This window comes from Mesorhizobium robiniae, assembly GCF_040545535.1.
Classification (GTDB): domain Bacteria; phylum Pseudomonadota; class Alphaproteobacteria; order Rhizobiales; family Rhizobiaceae; genus Mesorhizobium; species Mesorhizobium robiniae.
Genome location: NZ_JBEPMC010000032.1, coordinates 1 through 2758, shown reverse-complemented (window position 1 = coordinate 2758; position 2758 = coordinate 1). Strand labels below are relative to the sequence as shown.

The window sequence follows — 2758 nt, the reverse complement described above, 5'->3', positions numbered from 1 at the left end:
CTGAACCCGTTTGACAGGTTCGCCATGTCCTGGGGAGTAAATTCAGAGAGTTGGTCGGCGCGGCGAAGCATCTCACCGGCGATCGCGACCGTGGCATCGCGACAGTGGGTCCCGTCGAGCCATTTGCTGAAGCCGTTCACCAGGTTCGCCAGTCCCTGCGAAGTAAAATCAGACAGCCCGTCGGCGCGATCGGCGCGGCTAAGCACCTCACCGGCGATCGCGACCGTGGCATCGCGACAGTCGGTCCCGTCAGACCATTTGCTGAAACCGTTCGCCAGGTTCGCCAGCTCCTGCTGAGTAAAACCAGACAGCCCATCGGCGCGGTCGGCACGGCCAAGGAGCCCCACGCCGAGCGCGACCGCGGCTTGGCGGCACTGCGCCCGTTCCGGCCATTTGCTGAGGCCGTTTACCAGGTTCGCCAGTCCCTGCGGCGTAAAATCAGATTGCCCACCGGCGCGGCAACGGACCTCATTGGCGATTGCGACCGTGGCGTCGCGACAGTTGGATGCTTCCGGCCACTTGCTGAACGCATTCACCAGATTCGACAGGTGCTGCTGAGTAAAGCCAGAGAGCCGGCCGGCGCGGCCACGGATCTCACCGGCGATCGCGACTATAGCCTGGCGACACTCGGACGCTTCCGGCCATTTGCCGAAGCCGTTCACCAGGTTCGCCAGTCCCTGCGGAGCAAATTCAGACAGCTTGTGGACGCGGCGAAACACATGGCCTGCGATCGCGACCGTGGCCTGGCGACACTCTGCCGCTTCTGGCCACTTGCTGAAACCGTTCACCAGGTTCGCCAGTTCCTGCTGAGTAAAATCTAAAAGCCGGCGATGACGTATCTCACCGACGATCGCGACCGTGGCGTGGCGACACTCCGCCACTTCCGGCCACTTGCTGAAGCCGTTTACCAGGTTCGCCATTTCCTGCGGATTAAAACCAGGGAGCCGGGCGGTGTGACGGTCGGCGCGGCGACTGACATCGCCAGCGATCGCTACTATAGCATCGCGGGAGGCCGCCTCTTGTGGCCATTTGCTGAAGCCGTTCACGAGGTTCGCCATTTCCTGCGGATTAAAACCAGGGAGCCGGGCGGTCTGACGGTCGGCGCGGCGGACAACCTCACCGGCGATCGCAACTATGGCATCGCGAAAGTTCGCCTCTTGCGGCCACTTGCTGAATGCATTCGCGAAGCTCGACAGATCCCGCGGAACAAAGCCGGAGCGCCCGACGTCTCGATCGGCGCGGCGACGAACCTCACCGGCGACCGCAACTGCGGCCTGGCGACAATCGGCCTCTTGCGGCCACTTGCTGAAACCGTTTGCCAGCAAGGATAGATCTTGACCGCTCAGATGCTCAAGTGCTCCGCTTCGATCGTGACAACTTTGGGCGATTCTGATCGTTCCATTGCGACATCTCGTCGACAATGGGTCCCGACCGAATGATGATGCAAAGAGCGAAAGCGCTCTGGGTTCGATCTTCTTCATTAGCGCGAGATCAAACTGCGAAATCTGAGCTGCAACGACCCTGCAAGCTTCCATACCGTCCCGACCGCCAGCCTCCCGGCTCACCGCGTTGCATGTCGTGGCATACCCCCATGATTGTCGCGCGCCGATGTCTTCCTTCATGCGCTTGACAAATTTTCTTTCAAAATTGGAGGCGGCCTCTTGCAGGAACGTTGCTTGATCCGGCATTCGCAGGCGCTTGGAGTACTTCACCACCTCCTTTGAGAATCCACCGATGGCGCGCGCGTTGCCAATCCCTCTTAGTGCAGCATGAAACTCGTCCGAACAGCGTGGATGACGCCGCTCAAAGCCGATGTGGACGCTCTGCGCGGCTTCGTCGTCTCTACGCCGCTTTCTTCCAGTATCCAGGTCGCTCGCGAATTGCCTGGCCGGCGGGAGCGCCCCTGATTGCCAGCTTTCGGCCTGATCGCCGCGCCAAGATTCGCCATCTGAACGCGACGAGCGTTCTTCCCGACTGGGCGCGCCACGAAATTGTCGCTGGGGCGGGAGCGCTCCTGGCTGCCAGCTTCCGGCGGCCCGATCGCGACGCCAAGATTCGCCACCTGAACGCAACGAGCTCTCTTCCCGACCGGGCGCGCCAGCCCAGGGATCAGCAGAGGTATCGTGCAGGACATTACGGGCGCGCATCCCAGTGCGAACAGAACCACCCCCAGGATCTTCATGCTCGGGGCGCATCCGCTCTATCGCAGAACTGAACAGCTGTCCGCCTTGTCCAGAGGCTGGACCGCGCGACCCATCTATGTCCTCGGCGTCGTCGGCTCTGAAGTCCGAATGGTACGAACTGCCACGTCGACCGATGCCTGTCATGGTCCGCCCCGCTGCAAACGAGAATGCAATCGCGCACAGTCATTCGCTTCTGGAAATTGTCAGGCTTCAACATAGTCGTGGTATCTGACGGAAGCCTGACTTGCGGTCAGCCCGAACCTCGATTTCGGCGAAATACATGGTCACCAAATTGGCCGTGGCAGTATGGGCTCAGATTGGAGCGCGCGAACATGGAAGTCAGAGTAGGATACCGTATTGGACGTTACCGGCGAGACGCGCCGGATAGCCGGCGCTGAGCGGTGCGGTAAGGGCGCGTTTTGCGTGAAGGAAAGTTTGTTAGCCGGCGGCCCCAAATGGAATCGAAGCGCGCAGAACATGTGACCTTGCCCCCAGTTTCTATCCAGTTTTGAGTTCGTTTCGGGCGTGGGTTGTGCCCTGCTGGGCGGGTGAAGCGACGGGCGCTGGCGCGGAGC

General features: G+C 61.2%; 1 protein-coding gene. It reads right to left on the bottom strand.

What is annotated here, in order from left to right; all coding sequences use genetic code 11:
- A partial coding sequence (locus ABID19_RS34160; protein ID WP_354494849.1) for a DUF1601 domain-containing protein occupies positions 1-1712 on the bottom strand: 1712 nt, incomplete at its 3' end.
- Positions 1713-2758 lie beyond the last annotated feature (1046 nt).